The sequence below is a fragment of the Rhizobium sp. BK650 genome (assembly GCF_014195325.1).
Taxonomy (GTDB): Bacteria; Pseudomonadota; Alphaproteobacteria; order Rhizobiales; family Rhizobiaceae; genus Rhizobium.
The window spans coordinates 394,079-415,323 of the sequence record NZ_JACIBK010000004.1 but is presented as its reverse complement, the minus strand read 5'-3'; the positions used below and the strand labels follow the sequence as shown (position 1 = coordinate 415,323).

Here is a 21,245-nt window from a genome sequence, read left to right as displayed (position 1 = left end):
CTTGGCCTCATCCACCGTTCGCCATCAGGCTCGTGCGGTAACGCTTCACCGCATCGGTCAATAGATCGGCCATCTTCACACGCCAGCCATCATCAAGCAGACGCTTTTCGTCCTCGACATTGGAGAGGAAGCCGAGCTCGAGCAGGATCGACGGGACGTCAGGCGCCTGCAGTACACGGAAGCCGGCGTGACGGTGCGGATTGTTAATCGTCCCGACCTGATCTTTGAAGGAGGCTAACACGCTTTCGGCAAGCGAGATCGAGAAAGCCTGTGTCTCGCGCCGCGTCAGATCAAGAAGGATATCTGCGACTTCAGGCGGCTCGGCTACCGTTTCCTTGCCGGCGATCTGGTCCGACAGATTTTCTCGATCGGCAAGATCGGCGGCGAGCTTGTCTGAGGCTTTGTCGGAAATCGTGTAGACCGTCGCGCCGCGAATATCCTTCTGCTTCAGCGTATCCGCATGCAGCGAGATCAAAAGGGCCGCATGGTTCTGCCGGGCGATCAGCACACGCTGCGAGAGCGACAGGAATTCATCGTCGTCGCGCGTCAGGAAAGCCTTGATGCCCGGCTCCTTGTTCAGGCGGTCGGCTAGCGCCTTGGCGAAGGCGAGCGTCACCTGCTTTTCCTCTGTCTTCGTATCGACGCCGATGGCGCCCGTGTCGATACCGCCGTGGCCGGCATCGACTGCGATCACGAAATCCCCAGGGGCGGTCTTTTCCGGCAGGGGAATGGCGCTCGTCGTTTGGGTCGCATCTGCCTGGTTGTTCCAGGACTGGGTCTTCACCAGTTCGGCGAATTTCTGTTCGTCGATCATTTCGGCATCGAGCACCAGCCGATGACCAGTGCCGTTCTCATCGGACTGCACCTTGGCGAGGGCAAGCTGAACCGGACGCGACGCCGTCAATACAATGCGAGCGCTTCCTTCATCCATCGCGCCATAACGGATGTCCTTGAAGAGGCCCCGTGCCTCAAGGTCTTTGGCCGGAAAGCCGAAAGCAGTTGCCGGCAGGTCGACTACGATGCGTTCGGGATTGGCAATGTAGTGGACGGAAAAACGAGGCTCACGGTCGAAATCGATGACGATGCGGGTTCTGGCGTCGTCACCGACGATACGCGCCCCGTAGGCCAGCAAGGGGTTCTTTATGCCGGTCGCGCCGCCTGGAACCGCGCAAAGCACTGCAAAGGCACAAAGCCACCACGCGAAACCTAGATTTCGCCCTACGGACAACCCCGCCGCGATTCGATCCCTCTTAAACAATAGCCCGCCACACCCTATTTATTCTGCGATGGCCCCTTACAGCGTCCTGCGGACGCCCGCTAGAGGCGAGCCCGCACGCGCCGACCCGCGAATCGGGATCGCTTATCCCCGAGAAGTTTATGCGATACGAAATCCATCAATATTATGGCACATTTGGCTTTTCCCTTGCTATTGTGACAGAGAAAACATACAACGAATTTTAGGGTAGAAGTGTCGACGGGATAGAATCGCCGCAAGGCAGCCAGCCGCCCCCGGACCTGGCGCCACAACCGGTAATCGTCCGCCGTCTAATGCATTTCCGCCCGAGAACTGGATCCTGATTTTCCGGCATCATGCTGGGATTTCATTGGTGGATCAGCCACCACGCTCTTAGGGAGCAAACTCATCGGACCCGAAATGGGTCTTCGTCATTGTCGATCACGCTTGGTTGTTGATGGTTTCGCAGCAGGTTTTATCTGAAGTGTACAGGCCCCGGAACGAAAAGGTTTCGGCTGCGGTCTGGCTGCTGCCCTCCCCCTCGCACCAATCGCGACTTTCATTATCCGGCGCGGCCACGGCGGACCGCATTCTTTCTGTGTCAATAGCAGTCGGGAATGCGCTCTCGCGGCCTCGCCGAGGAGCTCAGCTTACATGGCAGACAAAATGCTTATCGATGCGTCTCACGAGGAAGAGACGCGCGTCGTTGTCGTTCGCGGGAACCGCATAGAGGAATTTGACTTCGAGTCGCAGCACAAGAAGCAAATCCGCGGCAACATCTATCTTGCAAAAGTAACGAGGGTCGAACCCTCGCTGCAGGCCGCTTTCGTCGACTATGGCGGCAACCGGCACGGCTTCCTGGCCTTCGCCGAAATTCATCCTGATTATTACCAGATTCCGCTCGCCGACCGTCAGGCCCTACTTCGCGCTGAAGCCGAGGAGCATCGCCGCGACGAGGATGTCGAGCATGTCGAGACCGCTCCAGTCGTCGATCTCTCGACACAGGAACAGCCCGATATCGGCATCGTCCCGGTCGAGCAGCCCGAAACCGAGTCTGCGGAAACAGACGTAGCGGCGGCGCCGGCCGAAGAAGCAGCACCCCTCGCTGAAGAAGCGCCGGCCAAGAAGCCTCGCGCCCGTCGCAGCCGCAAGAAGGCAGCCGAACCTGTCGCCGAAGAGGCCGCAGCACCGGAAGCATCCTTTGCCGATAGCGACGATGAAGGCTCCGCCGGTGGCGAGATGGCCGCTATGGTCGAAACGGACTCTATTTCCGAGGACGTCGAGGTCTCCAAGCGCCGTCAGGACGATGACGACGATGACGACGATCACGGCGAAGAAGAAGTCATCGAATCCGTCGGCGCCGAAGACGCGATGGAAGAGGTTCCCGACCGTGTGCAGCGCAAGCCGCGCAAGCAGTACCGCATCCAGGAAGTCATCAAGCGCCGGCAGATCCTGCTGGTGCAGGTCGCCAAAGAAGAGCGCGGCAACAAGGGTGCTGCCCTCACGACCTATCTCTCACTTGCTGGCCGCTATTCGGTTCTGATGCCGAACACGGCACGCGGCGGCGGCATTTCCCGCAAGATCACCAATCCGCAGGATCGCAAGCGGCTGAAGGAAATCGCCCGCATGCTGGAAGTTCCGCAGGGCATGGGCGTGATCCTGCGTACCGCCGGCGCGAACCGCACCAAGGTCGAGGTCAAGCGCGACTTCGAATATCTGATGCGCCTGTGGGAGAACGTCCGCACGCTGACGCTGGCATCGACCGCCCCATGCCTCGTCTATGAGGAAGGATCGCTGATCAAGCGCTCGATCCGCGATCTCTACAACAAGGATATCGGCGAGATCATCGTTGCCGGCGAAGAAGGCTATCGCGAAGCGAAAGACTTCATGAAGATGCTGATGCCGAGCCACGCCAAGGTGGTTCAGCCCTATCGCGACATTCACCCGATCTTCTCGCGCTCCGGCATCGAAGCCCAGCTCGACCGCATGCTGCAGCCGCAGGTGACGCTGAAGTCCGGCGGCTACCTGATTATGAACCAGACCGAAGCGCTGGTTTCGATCGACGTCAACTCCGGCCGCTCGACCCGCGAGCACTCGATCGAGGACACGGCGCTTCAGACGAACCTCGAAGCGGCGGAAGAAATCGCCCGCCAGCTTCGCCTGCGCGACCTCGCAGGCTTGATCGTCATCGACTTCATCGACATGGAAGAGAAGCGCAACAACCGCGCTGTCGAGAAGAAACTGAAGGAATGCCTTAAGAACGACCGCGCCCGTATCCAGGTCGGCCGGATCTCGCATTTCGGCCTTCTCGAAATGTCGCGCCAGCGTATCCGCGCTTCCGTTCTCGAATCGACGACCCAGGTCTGCTCGCATTGCGGCGGCACCGGGCACGTCCGTTCGCAATCCTCCGTCGCCCTGCATGTGCTGCGCGGCATCGAGGAATATCTGCTCAAGAACACGACACACAATATCACTGTACGGACGACGCCGGACATCGCGCTCTATCTGCTCAACCATAAGCGCCAGACGATCGTTGACTATGAAAGCCGCTTCGGCGTGGCGATCATCATCGATGCGGATGGCTCGGTCGGTGCGCAGCACTTCGCGATCGATCGCGGCGAGCCGGTCGAAAACCCGGTCAAGATCGAAAGCCTCTTCAACTTCGCAGCCATTCCTGATGACGATGACGACGATGTCATTATCGAGCATGACGAGGAAGAAGACGAAGAACTGGAAGAAAAGCCCGCTGCCGCCGAGCGCCCTGTTGCCCGTGCTGAGAGCGAGGGCGAAGGTGGACGCAAGCGCAAGCGCCGTCGCCGCCGTCGCGGCCGCAATGGCAATGCCGAGCAGCAGGTTGCTGCCGATGCCGTTTCCGGAGATGCGGATGAAGGAGATGAGGGCGACGACGAAGGCAGCGAGGGCGATAGCGATGCGGCCGAAGGTGCCGCAGAGACCCGTGCCGAAGGCGAAGACTCCCAGCGCCGCAAGCGCCGCCGTCGCGGCAAGCGTGGCGGTCGTCGCAATCGCGGTGAGGAAGGCGCCGAGACGGGCGCTGCTTCCGAGGGCGACGATGCCGATGAAGGCGATGATACCGCAGCCGAGGAAAGCATAGAGACCGAAGGCGAAGTAATCGAAGTCGCTACGATCGACGTTGTCGATGCTCAGCCGGCCATGGCGGCTACCGAAGGCAACGAGAGCGTTGCCGAGGAAGTCAAGCCGGCACGCGGACGCGGTCGCGGTCGTCGCAAGGCTGATGCCGCACCTTCGCCGGTCGAGGAGCCTGTGATCGAAGCGCCGGCTATGGAAGCAGAAGCCGAGCCGGAAGCGGCGGAAGCGTCTGCAGATCTTGCCGAACCTGCTCAGGAAGAGGCCAAGCCGGTTCGTGCTAATCGCGGATCCAACATCTCGTCTTCCGAGCCGACGGTCACCTCGAACCGCACGGATAGCGGGGAAGCCGAAGGTGAAGGGAAGCCGAAGAAGGCAGGCTGGTGGCAGCGCCGCGGTTTCTTCTGAAAGCTGCTTTTCGGCGATAAATGACATGATCCGGCTGCGGCGACGCGGCCGGATTTTTTGTGCCGTAGAGTGACGAACGGTCAGCCTGTGGCTAATAGAGAAGGCTTAGAGTGCGCGCCCGAACCAGACGGAGACTTCCGATGCCGGGACGAGCGGCGGTAGCAGGCGCTCGAAACCACGGGAGGACCAGAAGCCTAGGCCGCTCTGGTTGCCGGCATTGACGCCGAGATGAATGCCGCGCACACCGGCCTGACGGGCTTCACATATCCACTGCTTCAGAAGACGGCTTCCGACACCCTTTCCCTGCAGGCGCGGCAGCAAGTTCATGTGGATATGGGCCGGATAGGCGTCGACGATCTCGGCCCACATGGTGTGCGGATGATGGATCGCAAAGCTGCGGCGCTCATCGGCCGTCCATCCGGAGGGATCGCCGGCCGGATCGGCATATTGATCGCGCAGAGCGGGCCACCATTCGCGTTCGAGCCGCGCTTCGAAAGCTGCTGTATCGTAGGCGCCGACGATATAGCCGGCGATGCCCAGCTCATCCTCCGCAACGAGGGTCATTTCCGGATTGAGCGCGACATAAGGCGCAGAATAGATATGGCCGACCAGGCGGCCATCGCGGTAGAGGTGGCTCGCATCCTGGCCGCCGTCGCCGGTGGCAAGCGAAATACCGTATATCTGATCGAGATCGTCCCGCCGCGCGTTCCGAAACATCTGCATCAGGCAGCCGGCGGGTAAAGCAGGTCGACAATGTAGCTCGCGTCGAAACGGGAATCGAGCATGCCGTAGGTGGAGCGCCAGCCACCCGCGAGACGGGTCTCGATGAAGGCGTCGGCAATGCGCCCTGCCCCGAGACGGTAGAGCTCGGCTGCGCCGGCAACGAGTGCCAACTGCTCGACGAGCAGGCGGGCAGCGCCCTCGTCCTGTTCGCAAAGCGCAATTGCGGCGCGCAGCACGTCGATCGTCTTCTTGCCGGCGGGGCCAAGGTCGCGCGCGAAACCTGCAAAGACCGTCTCGAAGAGATCCTTGCCGCGGTTCAGCACGCGCAGCACGTCAAGCGACATGACGTTGCCCGAACCTTCCCAGATCGCATTGACCGGGGCCTCACGGTAGTGCCGGGCGATTGGACGCTCCTCAATGTAGCCGCTGCCGCCGATGCACTCCATCGCCTCATAAATCAGCGACGGGGCGATCTTGCAGCACCAGTATTTGGCGACCGGCGTCATGACGCGGGCATAGGCAGCCTCTTCGGCGTTGCCGCGAGCCTTGTCGAAGGCGTCTGCCAGACGGAAGGAAAGAGCCGTGGCGGCTGCGACATCAAGCGCCATGTCGGCGAGTACACGCGCCATAATCGGCTGGTTGACCAGCATCTTGCCGAAGACGCTGCGACCGCGCGTATGATGCACGGCCTCGGCGAGAGAGGCGCGCATGATGCCCGAAGAAGCCAGAGCGCAATCGAGCCGCGTCAGCGTCACCATGTCAAGAATAGTGCGGATGCCGGCATCGGAGCCGCCGAGCAGGAAGCCGAACGTATCGGTGAATTCCACTTCGGAAGAGGCATTGGAGCGGTTGCCGACCTTGTCCTTCAGGCGCTGGAACTGCAAGCCGTTGGCGGAACCATCCTCCAGCAGGCGCGGCACCAGGAAGCAGCCCATACCCTCCTTGGTCTGCGCCAGCATGATGAAGGCGTCGCTCATCGGCGCGGACATGAACCATTTGTGGCCGGAGAGCCGATAAATGCCCTCACTCACTTTTTCGGCCGCGGTCGTGTTGGCACGGACATCCGTGCCACCCTGCTTTTCAGTCATGCCCATGCCGATCGTCACGGCGGATTTCTGCATGGCCGGACGATTGGAGGAGTCGTATTTGCGCGACAGGATTTTCGGCGCCCAGTCTTTCTGGACAGCCGGTGAAGCCGAGAGCGCGGCGACAGAGGCGCTCGTCATCGTGAGCGGGCAAAGATGGCCGGTTTCAAGCTGCGCCGTCAGATAGAAGCGGGCTGCGCGAATGTGGTGGGCCTGATCCTTGGCTTCGGTATCAGCCTGCGGATCCCAGACCGAGGAATGCAGGCCCGAAGCCATGGAACGGCGCATCAGCGCATGCCAGGCCGGGTGAAATTCGACGATATCCAGACGTTCGCCGCGGGGACCGTGGGTGCGAAGTTGCGGCGTGCCCTGGTTTGCCATGCGCGCCAGTTCCTGCGCTTCCGGCGAGGTGACGAAGCGGCCCATGTTTTCCAGGTCTTCACGGATGGTGCGCGGCAACGAGGCGGTCAAGTCGACGATCAGCGGATCGGATCGATAGGCATTGATTCCCGACCAGAGGCTCGGCTGGTTGAGTTCGGCGAGTTTGTCTTCAGTCCGGTTTGCGGCGGTCATTGTTCGCTTCTATTTCATGAGCCCGGCAAAGGGAAACCGGAAGTTCGTGATAAGCAGAATTCTGCTCTACAGCGCACGTCTTCTCAGACGCGGAAAGGACGCTGTAGCACTTAAATTGCTGCGTAATTCTATCCTTAATCGATTCCGATTTAAGGAATCATGCAGTAGCGGGATTCGACGGAAAATGCATGGGGAACATGGGATTTGCGCACAGCACGCGCTTGCCCCTTCCCCCCGCACTCTTTATAGACCCCGCGAAGACAATAAGAGGCAGGGTCATGGTCTTTTTCCCCCACCGTCACCTCATTGGCATCAAGGGCCTCACCGAGCAGGATATTACCTATCTCCTCGACAAGGCTGACGAAGCCGTCAAGATCAGCCGGCAGCGAGAAAAGAAGACGTCGACCCTCCGGGGACTAACGCAGATCAACCTCTTCTTCGAAGCGTCGACACGCACACAATCCTCCTTCGAACTTGCCGGCAAACGCCTCGGCGCCGACGTGATGAACATGTCAGTCGGCAATTCCTCGGTGAAGAAGGGCGAGACGCTGATCGACACGGCGATGACGCTGAATGCGATGCGGCCGGATGTTCTGATCATCCGTCACTCCAGCGCCGGTGCGGCAGCGCTTCTCGCCCAGAAGGTCTCCTGCTCGGTCGTCAATGCCGGCGATGGCCAGCACGAACATCCGACACAGGCGCTGCTCGATGCGCTGACCATCCGCCGCGCCAAGGGCCGGCTGTCGCGCATCATCGTGGCGATCTGCGGCGACGTCTTACATTCGCGCGTGGCGCGCTCCAACATCCTGCTTCTGAATGCCATGGGCGCGCGGGTGCGGGTCGTGGCTCCGGCGACGCTGCTGCCGGCGGGGATTGCCGAAATGGGCGTCGAGGTCTTCCATTCGATGAAGGAAGGGCTGAAGGACGCCGATGTCGTGATGATGCTTCGGCTGCAGCGCGAGCGCATGTCTGGCGCCTTCGTGCCGTCGGTGCGCGAATATTATCATTTCTACGGCCTCGATGCCGAAACGCTGAAGGCGGCGAAAGAGGATGCACTGGTCATGCATCCGGGACCGATGAACCGTGGCGTCGAAATCGCCTCCGAGGTCGCCGATGGTCCGCAGAGCGTGATTGCGGAACAGGTCGAAATGGGGGTCGCGGTGCGCATGGCTGTCATGGAGGCACTGCTCGTCTCCCAGAACCAGGGTCCTCGTACTGATGGAGTGGGCGCATGAGCAATCTCGTCCTCAAGAACGTCCGCATTATCGACCCCTCCCGCGATCTCGATGAGGTCGGCACTGTTATCGTCAAGGACGGCCTCATCGTTGCCGCCGGCAAGGATGCGCAAAACCAGGGTACGCCCGCAGGGGCGACCGTGCGTGATTGCACCGGCCTCGTCGCAACCCCTGGTCTCGTCGATGCCCGCGTCCATATCGGCGAACCTGGCGGCGAGCACCGCGAGACCATTGCTTCGGCGAGCCGCGCGGCGGCGGCGGGCGGCGTAACCTCCATCGTCATGATGCCGGACACGCATCCGATCATCGACGACATCGCGCTCGTCGAGTTCGTCAAGAAGACGGCGCGGGATACGGCGATCGTCAACGTCTATCCGGCAGCGGCCATCACCAAGGGGCTTGCCGGTGAGGAGATGACGGAAATCGGCTTATTGATGCAGGCGGGCGCCGTTACCTTCACCGATGCGCATGCCAGCATTTCCGATACGCAGGTCCTGCGCCGGGTGATGACCTATGCACGCGAATTCGGCGCCGTCATTTCCTGCGCAACGCGCGACAAATATCTCGGCGCCAACGGAGTCATGCATGAAGGCCTGCTCGCAAGCTGGCTTGGCCTTTCCGGCATTCCGAAGGAAGCGGAGTTGATCCCGCTCGAACGCGACCTGCGCATCGCCCAGCTGACGCGCGGCAACTATCACGCGGCAATGATATCAGTGCCGGAATCGGTCGAGGCGATCGAGCTTGCCCGCTCGCGCGGCGCGAAGGTCACCTGCGGCGTGTCGATCAACAATCTGGCGCTGAACGAGAACGACATCGGCGAATACCGGACCTTCTTCAAGCTCTACCCGCCACTGCGCTCCGAAGACGACCGTGTAGCAATGGTGGATGCGCTGGCAAGGGGCGCTATCGACATCATCGTCTCCTCGCATGATCCGCAGGACGTCGATACCAAGCGCCTGCCCTTCGGCGAGGCGGAAGATGGCGCTGTGGGCCTTGAAACCATGCTCGCGGCAGCTTTGCGGCTCTATCACAGCGAGCAGGTCAGCCTGATGCGGCTGATCGATGCGATGTCCACGCGCCCGGCGCAGATCTTCGGTCTTGATGCCGGGACGCTGAAGCCTGGGGCGAAAGCTGATATCGCATTGATCGATCTGGAAGAACCTTGGCTTGTCGCAAAGGACATGCTTCTTTCCCGTTCGAAGAATACGCCGTTCGAGGATGCACGCTTCAGCGGGCGAGCCGTTGCGACCTATGTCGGCGGCAAGCTGGTTCACGCATTGCAGAGCTAGGTGCTGCCCTGCCCTTCCGGGCGGCCTCCGGCAAAGAATTGGGGAACAAAATGATATCTGATCTTGTCACCTGGCAGATTACACTGCCTCTGGCGCTTGCAGCGGTCGTCGTCGGCTACCTGCTTGGCTCGATCCCATTCGGCCTCATCCTGACGCGCGCCGCGGGGCTTGGCGACGTGCGCAGCATCGGCTCCGGCAATATCGGCGCGACCAATGTGCTGCGCACCGGCAACAAGAAGCTTGCAGCCGCAACGCTGCTGCTCGACGCGCTGAAGGCTGCCGCCGCCGCCTGGATCATGGCCTATTTGGCGGGCGAGGAAGCCGGCATCATCGCCGGTTTCTTCGCCTTCATCGGCCATCTCTTCCCCGTCTGGATCGGCTTCAAGGGCGGCAAGGGTGTCGCTACCTATATCGGCACGCTGCTTGGTGTTGCGCCGCTCATGGTCCTGCTGTTTGCAGCCGTCTGGCTGGGAACCGCCTTTATCACCCGCTACTCCTCGCTTTCCGCGCTGATCGCCATGCTTGTCATACCGGTTGCATTGTTGATATTAGGCAACGAAAAGGTTGCGGCGATCATGGCCATCATGACCGTCATCTCCTATTGGAAGCACAAGGCCAATATTTCCCGCCTGATGAACGGCACGGAAAGCAAGATCGGGGCTAAGGGATAATGGACGCGCTCGGCGCAAGGCCAAAGGGAGTTGCGCTGACCGACAAGCAGAGGATCGCCTGGCTGCGGCTGATCCGTTCCGACAATGTCGGCCCCGCGACCTTTCGCGACCTTATCAATCATTTCGGCTCGGCGGAGGCCGCGCTTGCGATGCTGCCGGAGCTATCGGCACGCGGCGGAGCGACACGCTCGATCCGTATTGCCTCCGAGGCTGAAGCGCATCGCGAGCTCGAGGCGGTACAGCGCTTCGGCGCCCGTTTCGTCGGCATCGGCGAGCCCGACTACCCGCAGGCGCTGCGCCAGATCGATGGCGCGCCGCCGCTGCTGACGGTCAAGGGCAATCTTTCCGTGCTGAACAGGCCGGCGGTCGGCATTGTCGGTTCGCGCAATGCTTCCATCAGCGGCTCGAAGTTCGCCGCGATGATCGCCCGAGACTGCGGCCGGGCCGGCTACGCCGTTGTCTCCGGCCTTGCCCGCGGCATCGACACCGCCGCCCATCGAGCAAGCCTCGATACCGGCACCATTGCCGCAATGGCCGGGGGGCTGGACCAACCCTACCCGCCCGAAAATGTCGGACTGCTGGAGGCGATATGGAATGGCAACGGGCTTGCGGTCAGCGAGATGCCTTTCGGCTGGGAGCCCCGTGCCCGTGATTTCCCTCGCCGCAACCGGCTGATTGCTGGCATCTCGCTCGGCGTCGCGGTCGTGGAGGCAGCAGTTCGTTCCGGCTCGCTTATCACGGCGCGGATGGCCGGCGAATTCGGGCGGCTGGTCTTTGCCGTGCCGGGTTCGCCGCTCGATCCGCGCTGCCACGGCACAAACGGCCTTCTGAAGGAGGGGGCGACGATCGTCACTTCGCCTGAGGATGTCGTGGAAGCGTTGACGCCGCTGTCACAGCCCGATCTTTTCTCACGGTCATCAGCCGAAGAGCCGAAGCGCGAAGACAGCAGGATGTCGCTTCCGCCCGACGAAACCGATCGCTCGCTCGTCATCGATGCGCTGGGCCCGACGCCGGTGGAGGTCGATGACATCATCCGCCACACCGGCCTTTCTGCTTCTGCGGTCTATCTCGTTCTTCTGGAGCTGGATATGGCCGGTCGGCTTCACCGCCATGCCGGCGGACTGATTTCAATTTCCATGCTGGACTGAGCCGCCACTGATGCGCGACTGGAGGTCCCCGGCTTCGACATAGGCCATTTCGATGAGATAGCTCAGCATCTCCGCCTCTTCGCGTTCTGCCATCTGGTGCAATTCTGCGAGCATCTGCCGGATGAAAGCAATGTTCTCAAGCGACGCCGAGCGATTGGTATCTTTCTCTGCAATCTCGGGCGTCATAATTGTCTCTGTGAAATTGCTTGATAACGAACCTGAACAACGCTTCAAAAACGATAGAGCAATTATCCTTAATTGCAACACTCTTTCAATCCCGCAATAGTTGCGAAACACCGCAAAGAGGTAAAATTCGACCAAACCTCTTGACCGCAGCGAATTCCCTGTCCATGTCGGAGGGCCGGCATTCATGTTGCAGTGCGTATTGCGCCTGCTACTTCGCCGGTTCGGTATCTTTTTTAGAGAATCATCATGAATGTTGTAGTGGTGGAATCGCCTGCCAAGGCAAAGACGATCAACAAGTATCTTGGTCCAGGATACAAGGTGCTCGCCTCCTTCGGCCATGTGCGCGATCTGCCTGCCAAGGACGGCTCCGTCCTTCCGGATCAGGATTTCGAGATGCTGTGGGAGGTGGATGGCGCCTCTTCCAAGCGCATGAAGGATATTGCAGACGCGGTGAAATCCTCCGATGCCCTGTTTCTTGCAACCGACCCTGATCGCGAAGGTGAGGCTATCTCTTGGCATGTGCTCGACCTTCTGAACAAGAAACGGGTCATCAACGGCAAGCCGGTCAAGCGCGTCGTCTTCAACGCCATCACCAAGAAGGCCGTGCTCGACGCGATGGCCGATCCGCGCGATATCGACGTCCCGCTGGTCGACGCCTATCTTGCCCGCCGCGCGCTCGACTATCTCGTCGGCTTCAACCTCTCGCCGGTTCTCTGGCGCAAGCTGCCCGGCGCACGGTCTGCCGGCCGCGTGCAGTCGGTGGCGCTGCGGCTCGTCTGCGATCGTGAATCCGAGATCGAGCGCTTCATCTCCGAAGAATACTGGAACCTTTCGGCGCTCTTGAAGACGCCGCGCGGCGACGAATTCGAGGCGAGGCTGGTTTCTGCCGACGGAAAGCGGCTGCAACCGCGCTCGATCGCTAATGGCGATGAAGCCGGCAAGCTGAAGGCGCTGCTTGAAGGCGCGAGCTATGTCGTCGAAAGCGTCGAGGCAAAGCCCGTCAAGCGCAACCCGGCCCCGCCTTTCACCACCTCCACTTTGCAGCAGGCCGCCTCCTCCAAGCTCGGCTTCTCGGCCTCGCGCACCATGCAGATCGCGCAGAAGCTTTATGAAGGCGTCGACATCGGCGGCGAAACCGTTGGTCTCATCACCTATATGCGTACCGACGGCGTGCAGATGGCGCCTGAAGCGATCGATGCGGCACGGCGCGCCATCGGCGAGCAGTTCGGTGACCGATACCTGCCCGAAAAGGCACGCTTCTACTCCACCAAGGCGAAGAATGCCCAGGAGGCACATGAAGCGATCCGCCCGACCGACTTCAACCGTTCGCCGGATCGTGTCCGCAAGTTCCTCGATGCCGACCAGATTCGTCTCTATGACCTGATCTGGAAGCGCGGCATCGCCAGCCAGATGGCCTCGGCCGAAATCGAGCGTACGACAGCCGAGATCCTGGCTGACAATAATGGTCGGAAGGCGGGCTTACGTGCCGTCGGTTCCGTCATCCGCTTCGACGGCTTCATCGCCGCCTATACCGACCAGAAGGAGGATGGCGAACAGAGCGACGATGCCGACGACGAGGATGGCCGCCTGCCGGAAATCAATGCGCGCGAGAACCTCGCCAGGCAGAAGATCAACTCCACGCAGCACTTTACCGAGCCGCCGCCGCGTTATTCCGAAGCCTCGCTCATCAAGAAGATGGAAGAGCTCGGCATCGGCCGGCCGTCGACCTATGCCGCGACGCTGGCGACCTTGCGCGACCGCGACTATGTGACGATCGACAAGCGCAAGCTGATCCCGCAGGCGAAGGGGCGTCTGGTCACCGCCTTCCTCGAAAGCTTCTTCACCAAGTATGTCGAATATGACTTCACGGCCGACCTCGAAGAGAAGCTCGACCGGATTTCGGCCGGCGAACTGAACTGGAAGCAGGTTCTTCGCGACTTCTGGAAGGATTTCTTCTCGCAGATCGAAGACACCAAAGAGCTGCGCGTCACCAACGTTCTGGACTCGCTCAACGAGGCGCTCGCACCCCTAGTCTTCCCGAAGCGCGAAGACGGCAGCGATCCGCGTATCTGCCAGGTGTGCGGCACCGGCAACCTGTCGCTGAAGCTCGGCAAATACGGCGCCTTCGTCGGCTGCTCGAACTACCCCGAGTGCAATTATACCCGTCAGCTCTCCTCCGAGAATGGCGGTGAGGCCGAAGGCGCTGCGCTGAACGAGCCGAAGAGCCTCGGCACCGACCCGACCACCGGCGAGGAACTGACCCTGCGCTCCGGCCGTTTTGGACCCTATATCCAGCGCGGCGACGGCAAGGATGCCAAGCGCTCTTCGCTGCCGAAGGGCTGGAAGCCCGAAGATATCGACTATGAAAAGGCAATGGCGCTGATTTCACTGCCGCGCGATATCGGCAAACATCCGGAAACCGGCAAGATGATCTCTTCCGGGCTCGGCCGCTATGGGCCGTTCCTGCTGCATGACGGCACCTATGCCAATCTGGAGAGCATTGAGGACGTCTTCTCGGTCGGCCTCAACCGCGCCGTGACGCTGATTGCCGAAAAGCAGGCCAAGGCGCCGGGCGGCAACCGCGGAACGCCAGCCGCCCTGAAGGAACTCGGCGATCATCCTGACGGCGGTGCGATCACCGTTCGCGACGGCCGCTATGGTCCCTATGTCAACTGGGGCAAGGTCAATGCGACGCTACCCAAAGGCAAGGATCCGCAGACGATCACCGTTGAGGAAGCGCTGGCGCTGATTGCGGAAAAAGCCGGCAAGGCGCCTGCTGGAAAGACCAAGGCTAAGACGGCTGCGAAGGCTAAATCCGCCGCGAAACCGAAGGCCGCGGCGGCCGAAGCCAAGACGACGAAGACCGCTGCAAAGCCGAAAGCAGCGGCGAAAACGAAAAAGAGCTGAGAGTGGCGAGAGAACCGCGCGAGACTACGAGAGCCCTGGGCAAACGCCCGGGAAAGTTCGGACGCGCGAGCAGGGAAGCTGCGCCCGAGCCGCTGAATATCGTGCACGGCATTCTGCCGCCGCGCGAGGTTATCCTGCGCTTCATCGCCGAGCATCCGCAGAAGGCCTCCAAGCGCGAGCTTGCTAAGGCCTTTGGGCTGAAGGGGGAAAGCCGTGTCGAGCTCAAGCACCTGCTTCAGGAACTGGAGCAGGAAGGCATGCTGCAGAAGACCCGCAAGTCGCTGATCCGGCCGGGTGCCCTGCCGCCCGTCACCGTGCTCGACATCACCACGCGTGACAAGGACGGCGAGCTGATCGGCCGACCGGCCGAATGGCCGGAGGATCAGGGCGTGGCGCCGGCCGTCGCCATTCGCCAGCAATCGCCGGCCGGCCGTCAGGGTAAGGGCAAGTCGCCTGTTGCTGGCCTGGGCGATCGTATCCTCGCGAAGATATTCCCGGCAGTCGACCGTGGTGGCCCGGCCTATACGGCCCGCATCATCAAAGTGATCGACAAGCGGCGGGGCGCGACCATGGGCGTCTTCAAGGACGCGCCGGGAGGTGCCGGGCGCCTGCTGCCGATCGACCGGCGCGGCGAGGAAATGGTGATCGACCCCGATTACAAGGGCGATGCGCAGGACGGCGATCTGGTCGAGGTTGAAATCGCCCGCCTTGGCCGTTTCGGACTGGCCCGCGCCAAAGTGCTCTCCGTTATCGGTTCGGTCGGCTCCGAAAAGGCGATCTCGATGATCGCCATTCATGCCCACGGCATTCCGCATATCTTCCCGCCTGCCGTCATAGCCGAGGCGGATGCGGCAAAGCCTGCCACCATGTCGCATAGGGAAGACTGGCGCGATATGCCGTTGATCACCATCGACCCGGCCGATGCGAAGGATCACGACGATGCCGTCTATGCCGAGGCCGACCCCTCAGAGGAGAATGCCGGCGGCGTCATCGTCACCGTCGCGATTGCCGACGTCTCCTGGTATGTGCGGCCGAACTCGCCGCTCGACCGCGAAGCTTTGAAGCGCGGCAATTCGGTCTATTTCCCCGACCGCGTCGTACCGATGCTGCCGGAGCGTATCTCCAACGACCTCTGCTCGCTGAAGGAAGGCGTCGACCGCCCTGCCCTTGCCGTACGCATGGTCTTCTCGAAGGAGGGCCGCAAGATCGGCCATACTTTCCACCGCATCATGATGAAAAGCGCGGCCAAGCTCTCCTATCAGCAGGCGCAGGCGGCAATAGACGGCAAGCCCGACGACAAGACCGGCCCGATGCTGGAACCAATCCTGAGGCCGCTCTGGCACGCCTACGAAACGATGAAGCGCGGCCGCGAACGGCGCCAGCCGCTCGAACTCGATATGCCGGAGCGCAAGATCCTGCTGAAGCCCGACGGCACCGTCGACCGTGTGTTCGTGCCGCCGCGCCTCGATGCGCACAAGCTGATCGAAGAAATGATGATCCAGGCGAATGTCGCCGCTGCCGAGACGCTGGAGAAAAAGCGCCAGGCGCTGATCTACCGCATCCACGACTCGCCGACGCTCGCCAAGCAGGAAGTGCTGCGCGAGTTCCTCGCTACGCTTGGCATCTCGCTCGCCAAAGGCGGCAATGTGCGCGCCAACAGCTTCAACGGCATTCTCGCCAAGGCGGACGGGACGCCGCACCAGACCATGGTCAACGAAATGGTTCTGCGCTCGCAGAGCCAGGCAATCTACAGCCCCGAGAATATTGGCCATTTCGGCCTGAACCTGATGAAGTATGCGCACTTCACTTCCCCGATCCGCCGTTATGCCGACCTCATCGTGCACCGCGCGCTGGTCGGTTCGCTCGGCCTCGGCGAAGGCGGCATCACGCCGGAGGAGGAGGCAACGCTCGACGATATCGCTGCCGAGATCTCGACCTTCGAACGTCGCGCTATGGCCGCCGAACGCGAGACGGTCGATCGTCTGATCGCCCATCATCTCGCCGGCCGCATCGGTCAGGAATTCGAGGGCCGCGTTTCGGGCGTCACAAAATCCGGTCTGTTTATCTTGCTGCCGGACTATGGCGCCGATGGTTTCATCCCCATATCTACGCTCGGCACAGACTACTTCATCTATGACGAGGCACATCAGGCGCTGACGGGTGAAAAAACCGGGCTCGGCTATCGTCTCGGCGACGATGTGACGGTGCGGCTGGCAGAGGCGATTCCGCTTGCTGGTGCCCTGCGTTTTGAAATGGTGAGCGAGGGACGCAAGATGCCGACGGCTGTGCGCTCCTTCCACAAGGCGGGACGGCGCGACGCAGGCCGCGCTCGCAAAAAGGTCGGAACGAGGCCCCCGCGCGGGCGGCGCTAGTTCCGGAAAGGAAGACTTATGAGCACACCGACAAACGAGGTGGTCAGCTACGGGGATACGCCCGATGTCGAGCGCCCCCTCGGACGCTCCATCATGCGCGGCATGCTGAACCGCTGCCCGGCCTGCGGCAGCGGCAAGCTGTTTCGCGCCTTTCTCAAACCCGTCGACCATTGCGCCGCCTGCGGCGAGGCGATGTACCACCATCGTGCTGACGATCTGCCGCCCTATCTCGTTATCCTCGTGCTCGGCCACGTCGTCGTTGGCGGCTTCATGCTGACCGACATGGCCTTCGTACTGCCCGTCTGGGTGCATCTCGCCATCTGGGCGCCGATTACCATCATCACCGCACTCGTCTCGATCCAGCCGATCAAGGGCGGCGTCATAGGCCTGCAATGGGCTTTGAAGATGCACGGTTTCGGCGGTAACGATGACGAACCCGATGATTACGACGCATCCGGCCGGCAAGCTTGAGCACCTTCACCTTACAGACATATTTCGCGTGTAGTGGCAGCGGCCAGACCGCGATGGCCTGTAGCCGACTATCGGCAGCAGACTGCCGCGGCAATTATTTCTTGTGCGAGAAAGGCCTACACTGAAGAACTCGTCGGCGAATGTCAGAATATTATGAAACCCTACCGTCACTTGGATTTGGCATGCCTATGTCTTTTTATGTGGCACCAGACGGACGATTCGTCCGCATACTTCTCTAAGGATGGATAAATGTCTCAGCCGAGGAACGGCACACCGGGCGATGTCGAGGAAATCCATTGGCCTTCTCTGGTGGCAGCCGTCTCTTCCATTTCCGCGGTCGGTATAGCAATCGGCCTGGGGCTGCCTCTCCTCAGCATCATTCTCGAAAAGCGTGGCATTTCCTCCACGCTCATCGGCCTCAACACCGCGATGGCCGGTATAGCAGCGATGGCGGCAGCGCCGATCACCACCAAGCTTGCCCATAAATACGGCGTCGCACCGACCATGATGTGGGCGGTGTTGATTTCGGCGCTTAGCGCACTCGGTTTTTACTATGCGCAGGACTTCTGGATGTGGTTCCCGCTGCGCTTCGCCTTCCATGGCGCCACGACCACGCTCTTCATCCTATCGGAATTCTGGATCAATGCAGCCTCGCCGCCTTCCAAGCGCGGATTCGTGCTCGGCATCTATGCCACGGTCTTATCGATCGGTTTTGCTGCGGGACCGCTGATCTTTTCGTTGCTCGGCAGTGACGGCATCCTGCCCTTCCTGGTCGGCGCCGGCGCGATCCTTCTCGCTGCCATTCCGATCTTCATCGCCCGCTACGAAAGCCCTGTTCTGGACGAGAAGCCCGAACTGCATTTCATGCGCTACGTCTTCCTGGTGCCAACTGCAACGGCTGCTGTTTTCATCTTCGGCGCGGTCGAAGCCGGCGGTCTGTCGCTCTTTCCGATCTTTGCCGTTCGCGCTCACTTTACCGAATCGCAGGCCGCTCTGCTGCTCACCATGATGGGTGTCGGCAACGTCATCTTCCAAATCCCGCTCGGCCTGCTTTCCGACCGCATCAGAGACAAGCGCCCTCTGCTGGTTCTGATGGCGCTGACCGGGTTCGTTGGCACGATGATGTTGCCGGTCCTCGTCAACAACTGGCTTCTCATGGCTGGCATCCTGCTTTTCTGGGGTGGCTGTGTCTCCGGCCTCTACACGGTTGGACTCAGCCATCTCGGCTCCCGTCTGACAGGTTCGGACCTTGCGGCGGCAAATGCGGCGTTCGTTTTCTGTTATGCAGTCGGCACTGTTGCAGGCCCACAAGTGATCGGAGCGGCCATAGACGTTGCCGGAAACAACGGTTTTGCCTGGGCAATTGCCGGTTTCTTCGGGCTTTATGTCCTGCTTGCCGGCATAAGGCTGCTTTTCCTCGGAAAGCGGGCTTGACTTTTCGGGCGGGATTCGTAGTTTCGCGCCAGAATTTGCCGTGGAGCCTATCCGGCTTCCACGGCTTTCATTTTCTTAAAGGCAGGACGACCATGGCCAAGGCTACCACTATCAAGATCAAGCTTCTGTCGACGGCCGACACCGGTTTCTTCTACGTCACGACGAAGAACAGCCGTACAATGACGGACAAGATGACGAAGACCAAGTACGACCCGATTGCTAAGAAGCACGTCGAGTTCAAGGAAACCAAGATCAAGTAATTACCTGATCTGACGTTTTTCAAAAGCGCGCACCGTCGGGTTGCGCGCTTTTTGTTTATGCCGGTTCGCCTGAGAACGATGTTAGCGCAAACAAGAAAAACGCCGCCCTTCCATCTTCGGGAAGTGACGGCGTTTTTACGAAATGGGGGTCGGCCAGCATGCAAAACGGCACGAGGAACCGTTTGAAGTTGCGTACCAGCCGACCGACCCCACGACCCAGGAGATGCGGCGGACCTGAGCATCATGGGGTATCGATGGCTCCTCCACGGGAGCGTTTTTATCTTCTGAGCCGATAATTTGCGCAAAAATGAAAGAAAATCAACAAATTCTTAATGGTGAGATTTCAAGGCATGATTCTATGGTTAAAAGTCCAGTTTTGGCACATATGAAGAAGCAGCCAATTCTGTTTTACCAAGCGGACAATATTTGATCAAACCAAGCATTTCATAAATAGATTGCAATAATATCATCGCTCCTTCCGCTACGTAAGGCTCCGGCATTACATTTTCCGAAATACCATTTGCGCGGATAAACAGCTCGGGATGCACCTATAGTCCGCTCTTCTTTCTTCACTCTCCGCCTCCAGCCTTCGAGAGAAGGCGATACGTGTTGTCAGAAGAAATGCGCTTTAAAGTCCATTCTTGGGCTCGGATTGACAATCCACCGCCGTCGTTGCAGCTGCCCATATTAAACCTTCGCAAGGTCCGGTTCTTCCCAGTGGATAACCCAACGAACGCGACGCATTACGGAACATTCTATCGTCAGGCGGCTGAGGCCACGACACGGTTGCGCCCGGTGTTTTTCGCCTCATAAAGCGCGAGGTCTGCCTGTCTCATCAACTGATCGGGCGTTATGACCGAGGCGATACGCGAGGATATGCCGAAAGAGGCCGTAATATTCAGCGTTTCGCCCGACAACTTCAGCAGGAAGGGCGTGTTTTCGATAGCCGCCCGCAGGCGCTCGGCAACGGCCGCCGCAACTTCAGGCGAGGTGTCCGGCATGACGACGACAAATTCCTCCCCGCCGTAACGGCAGGCGAGATCAGCCCCGCGGACGGTCGATCGTATCCGGTTTGCAAACTCCTTCAGCACCTGGTCGCCGCCATCATGGCCATAGGTATCGTTGACCTGCTTGAACCGGTCGATATCGGCGATCAGTACCGAGAGCGGCCGGCCGCGGGCCATCGAGCGACTGAAGAGCACATTGAGATGGTTATCGAGGTAACGGCGATTGCTGAGGCCGGTCAGTGGATCCGTGACAGCAAGCTCAATCGTCTGCTTGACGCTGGCGCGCAGGCGATCATTATAGCGCTTGCGGCGGATCTGCGTCAGGCTGCGGGCAACGAGCTCATTCGGATCGACGGGGCGAACGATATAGTCATTGACGCCAAGATCGAGCGCGCGGATGACCATATCGTCGGCACCCTGCTCCGTGATGATCAGGATCGGCAGGAAACGAGTCCGTTCCAGCGAACGAAACTGCGAGCAGAGCCGCAACGGGTCATAATCATCGAAATTGGTGTTGACAATAACGAGTTCGAAGGCGCTCTCGGCCGCTTCAAAAAGGGCAGCCTGCGGATCGGAAATGGCGATCACATCGGCGACAGGCTTCAACGTCTTGATGATGCGTTCCTGCGAGTTGGCGCGGCTGTCGACCAACAATATCTGTCCCGCCTCATCGAGGCGTCCATCGCCGGCGCGTATCAGCTCATCGATGCCTATCGTTTGAGCCGTCTCGGCGCGCACGCGCAGTTCGTCGCTCAACGTCTTCAGGCGCAGCAGGCTTTTTACGCGGGAGATGAGCTGCAGGTCGTTGACTGGTTTGGTCAGAAAATCGTCCGCACCGGCCTTCAGGCCACGCACGCGGTCGGACGCCTGGTCGAGCGCGGTAACCATGACGACGGGAATATGGGAAGTTTTGGGGTTGGCCTTCAACCGCTCGCAAACTTCGAAGCCGTCGATGCCGGGCATCATGATGTCGAGCAGGATGAGATCGACCTGGTTACGATCGCAGATCGCCAGTGCCTCGTGGCCGTCGGCGGCGGTCAGCACGTCGAAATATTCGGCCAGCAGCCGCGCTTCGAGCAGTTTCACATTTGCCGGAATATCATCAACAACCAGTATTCGCGCAGTCATGAATCTCTT

Annotated in this window: 16 protein-coding genes; 10 read left to right on the top strand and 6 right to left on the bottom strand. The window is 60.5% G+C overall.

Annotated features, from left to right (window positions below):
- Nucleotides 1-7: 7 nt before the first annotated feature.
- Nucleotides 8-1,177 carry an N-acetylmuramoyl-L-alanine amidase gene (locus FHX15_RS13810; RefSeq protein WP_184397876.1) on the bottom strand — a complete coding sequence of 390 codons (1,170 nt, stop codon included), beginning with the start codon at nucleotides 1,175-1,177 and terminating at the stop codon, nucleotides 8-10.
- A 711-nt stretch (nucleotides 1,178-1,888) separates the two neighbouring features.
- On the opposite strand from FHX15_RS13810, the gene FHX15_RS13805 reads away from it, so the two are divergent.
- Nucleotides 1,889-4,747 (top strand): ribonuclease E/G, encoded by a 2,859-nt coding sequence (locus FHX15_RS13805; protein WP_184397874.1) that lies wholly within the window; start codon nucleotides 1,889-1,891, stop codon nucleotides 4,745-4,747.
- A 105-nt stretch (nucleotides 4,748-4,852) separates the two neighbouring features.
- Here FHX15_RS13805 and FHX15_RS13800 read toward each other — a convergent pair whose 3' ends face one another.
- Nucleotides 4,853-5,470 (bottom strand): GNAT family N-acetyltransferase, encoded by a 618-nt coding sequence (locus FHX15_RS13800; protein ID WP_184397872.1) that lies wholly within the window; start codon nucleotides 5,468-5,470, stop codon nucleotides 4,853-4,855.
- The gene (locus FHX15_RS13795) at nucleotides 5,470-7,128 is read right to left on the bottom strand and encodes an acyl-CoA dehydrogenase family protein (protein ID WP_184397870.1); all 1,659 of its coding nucleotides are present in this window, start codon (nucleotides 7,126-7,128) and stop codon (nucleotides 5,470-5,472) included. Before FHX15_RS13795 ends, FHX15_RS13800 begins: the two co-directional genes overlap by 1 nt.
- Before the next feature lie 278 nt (nucleotides 7,129-7,406).
- Between FHX15_RS13795 and FHX15_RS13790 the strand changes: the two genes are divergently transcribed.
- Genes FHX15_RS13790 through dprA form a run of 4 tightly spaced genes read left to right on the top strand, consistent with a single transcriptional unit; the run spans nucleotide 7,407 to nucleotide 11,471 of the window.
- Nucleotides 7,407-8,363: an aspartate carbamoyltransferase catalytic subunit gene (locus FHX15_RS13790; protein WP_184397868.1), complete on the top strand. Its 957-nt coding sequence runs from the start codon at nucleotides 7,407-7,409 to the stop codon at nucleotides 8,361-8,363.
- On the top strand, nucleotides 8,360-9,652 hold the full coding sequence (locus FHX15_RS13785) for a dihydroorotase (protein WP_184397866.1): 1,293 nt from the start codon (nucleotides 8,360-8,362) through the stop codon (nucleotides 9,650-9,652). Before FHX15_RS13790 ends, FHX15_RS13785 begins: the two co-directional genes overlap by 4 nt.
- Nucleotides 9,653-9,702: 50 nt before the next feature.
- Nucleotides 9,703-10,323: a glycerol-3-phosphate 1-O-acyltransferase PlsY gene (gene plsY, locus FHX15_RS13780; protein ID WP_184397864.1), complete on the top strand. Its 621-nt coding sequence runs from the start codon at nucleotides 9,703-9,705 to the stop codon at nucleotides 10,321-10,323.
- Complete coding sequence (gene dprA, locus FHX15_RS13775; protein WP_184397862.1) at nucleotides 10,323-11,471, top strand: DNA-processing protein DprA; 1,149 nt, start codon at nucleotides 10,323-10,325, stop codon at nucleotides 11,469-11,471. The genes plsY and dprA overlap by 1 nt, the downstream gene beginning before the upstream one ends.
- Here the strand turns inward: dprA and FHX15_RS13770 are convergent.
- A complete protein-coding gene (locus tag FHX15_RS13770) occupies nucleotides 11,451-11,657 on the bottom strand; it encodes a hypothetical protein (RefSeq protein WP_184397860.1) in 207 nt (68 codons plus the stop codon). The genes dprA and FHX15_RS13770 overlap by 21 nt on opposite strands.
- Nucleotides 11,658-11,903: 246 nt before the next feature.
- Here FHX15_RS13770 and topA point away from each other — a divergent pair, with 246 nt between their 5' ends.
- The 5 genes from topA to rpmG all read left to right on the top strand — a co-directional run bounded on the left by topA (nucleotide 11,904) and on the right by rpmG (nucleotide 19,101).
- The gene (topA, locus tag FHX15_RS13765; RefSeq protein ID WP_184397858.1) at nucleotides 11,904-14,564 is read left to right on the top strand and encodes a type I DNA topoisomerase; all 2,661 of its coding nucleotides are present in this window, start codon (nucleotides 11,904-11,906) and stop codon (nucleotides 14,562-14,564) included.
- A gap of 2 nt (nucleotides 14,565-14,566) precedes the next feature.
- On the top strand, nucleotides 14,567-16,936 hold the full coding sequence (gene rnr / locus FHX15_RS13760; RefSeq protein WP_184397857.1) for a ribonuclease R: 2,370 nt from the start codon (nucleotides 14,567-14,569) through the stop codon (nucleotides 16,934-16,936).
- Nucleotides 16,937-16,954: 18 nt separating this feature from the next.
- Nucleotides 16,955-17,407 (top strand): DUF983 domain-containing protein, encoded by a 453-nt coding sequence (locus FHX15_RS13755; RefSeq protein WP_184397856.1) that lies wholly within the window; start codon nucleotides 16,955-16,957, stop codon nucleotides 17,405-17,407.
- A gap of 249 nt (nucleotides 17,408-17,656) precedes the next feature.
- On the top strand, nucleotides 17,657-18,841 hold the full coding sequence (locus FHX15_RS13750) for an MFS transporter (RefSeq protein WP_184397855.1): 1,185 nt from the start codon (nucleotides 17,657-17,659) through the stop codon (nucleotides 18,839-18,841).
- A gap of 92 nt (nucleotides 18,842-18,933) precedes the next feature.
- Nucleotides 18,934-19,101, top strand: a complete 168-nt coding sequence (gene rpmG, locus FHX15_RS13745; protein WP_003587245.1) for a 50S ribosomal protein L33 — start codon at nucleotides 18,934-18,936, stop codon at nucleotides 19,099-19,101.
- A 362-nt stretch (nucleotides 19,102-19,463) separates the two neighbouring features.
- Here rpmG and FHX15_RS13740 read toward each other — a convergent pair whose 3' ends face one another.
- Nucleotides 19,464-19,649, bottom strand: a complete 186-nt coding sequence (locus tag FHX15_RS13740) for a hypothetical protein (RefSeq protein ID WP_184397854.1) — start codon at nucleotides 19,647-19,649, stop codon at nucleotides 19,464-19,466.
- Nucleotides 19,650-19,862: 213 nt separating this feature from the next.
- Complete coding sequence (locus FHX15_RS13735; protein ID WP_184397853.1) at nucleotides 19,863-21,236, bottom strand: PleD family two-component system response regulator; 1,374 nt, start codon at nucleotides 21,234-21,236, stop codon at nucleotides 19,863-19,865.
- Between the last annotated feature and the right edge of the window lie 9 nt (nucleotides 21,237-21,245).

Bases quoted from the DNA above. Each gene is read 5' to 3' on its own strand.
- FHX15_RS13805 (WP_184397874.1), top strand. From the start codon at position 1,889: ATGGCAGACAAAATGCTTATCGATGCGTCTCACGAGGAAGAGACGCGC.
- FHX15_RS13800 (WP_184397872.1), bottom strand. From the start codon at position 5,470: ATGCAGATGTTTCGGAACGCGCGGCGGGACGATCTCGATCAGATATAC.
- FHX15_RS13795 (WP_184397870.1), bottom strand. From the start codon at position 7,128: ATGACCGCCGCAAACCGGACTGAAGACAAACTCGCCGAACTCAACCAG.
- FHX15_RS13790 (WP_184397868.1), top strand. From the start codon at position 7,407: ATGGTCTTTTTCCCCCACCGTCACCTCATTGGCATCAAGGGCCTCACC.
- FHX15_RS13785 (WP_184397866.1), top strand. From the start codon at position 8,360: ATGAGCAATCTCGTCCTCAAGAACGTCCGCATTATCGACCCCTCCCGC.
- plsY (WP_184397864.1), top strand. From the start codon at position 9,703: ATGATATCTGATCTTGTCACCTGGCAGATTACACTGCCTCTGGCGCTT.
- dprA (WP_184397862.1), top strand. From the start codon at position 10,323: ATGGACGCGCTCGGCGCAAGGCCAAAGGGAGTTGCGCTGACCGACAAG.
- FHX15_RS13770 (WP_184397860.1), bottom strand. From the start codon at position 11,657: ATGACGCCCGAGATTGCAGAGAAAGATACCAATCGCTCGGCGTCGCTT.
- topA (WP_184397858.1), top strand. From the start codon at position 11,904: ATGAATGTTGTAGTGGTGGAATCGCCTGCCAAGGCAAAGACGATCAAC.
- FHX15_RS13755 (WP_184397856.1), top strand. From the start codon at position 16,955: ATGAGCACACCGACAAACGAGGTGGTCAGCTACGGGGATACGCCCGAT.
- FHX15_RS13750 (WP_184397855.1), top strand. From the start codon at position 17,657: ATGTCTCAGCCGAGGAACGGCACACCGGGCGATGTCGAGGAAATCCAT.
- rpmG (WP_003587245.1), top strand. From the start codon at position 18,934: ATGGCCAAGGCTACCACTATCAAGATCAAGCTTCTGTCGACGGCCGAC.
- FHX15_RS13735 (WP_184397853.1), bottom strand. From the start codon at position 21,236: ATGACTGCGCGAATACTGGTTGTTGATGATATTCCGGCAAATGTGAAA.